Consider the following 572-nt stretch of genomic DNA (forward strand, 5'->3'; position numbering starts at 1 on the left):
GGCGGCGAGCCAGCGCTCAATGAATTTCTGCACAGGGTCAAACCGGCGTCCATTCTCGGACTGCTGGCGACAGTGGTCCTGCTGTTCGGTCTGCAGGCGCCGGAAATCATCGATAACCCTCTGGCGATTGTTCTGATTGCCATACCGTTACTGATTCAGTCGTACGGCATTTTCATGTTGGCCTATTGGATGGCGCACAGGCTGCGCTTGCCCCACGATGTGGCCGCCCCGGCCTGCATGATCGGGACCTCGAACTTTTTTGAGTTGGCGGTGGCCGTGGCCATCTCCCTGTTTGGAATGCAATCCGGTGCGGCATTGGCCACCGTCGTCGGTGTTCTGGTGGAGGTGCCGGTCATGTTGTCTCTGGTGGCATTTGCGAATCGGACCCGTCACTGGTTCAAGGTTTGATAATAGGAGCGTGTTATGACGATTAAAATTGGCATTAATGGCTTTGGCCGTATGGGTCGCCTGGCGTTGCGGGCCGGCTGGGATTGGCCTCAAGTGGAATTTTCACAGATCAATGACCCAGCGGGTGACGTGGAGACACTGGCGCACCTGCTGAATTTTGACTC

General features: G+C 56.5%; 1 protein-coding gene and 1 pseudogene. Both read left to right on the forward strand.

Annotated elements, in window-relative coordinates; genetic code table 11:
* A pseudogene (locus B3187_RS02825) lies at positions 1 to 408 on the forward strand (arsenic resistance protein); the annotation flags it as partial.
* 15 nt (positions 409 to 423) lie between these two features.
* On the forward strand, positions 424 to 572 hold a 149-nt coding region (locus B3187_RS02830; RefSeq protein ID WP_286804500.1), incomplete at its 3' end, for a glyceraldehyde 3-phosphate dehydrogenase NAD-binding domain-containing protein.

The organism is Marinimicrobium sp. UBA4209 (genome assembly GCF_002381585.1).
Taxonomy (GTDB): domain Bacteria; phylum Pseudomonadota; class Gammaproteobacteria; order Pseudomonadales; family Cellvibrionaceae; genus Marinimicrobium; species Marinimicrobium koreense.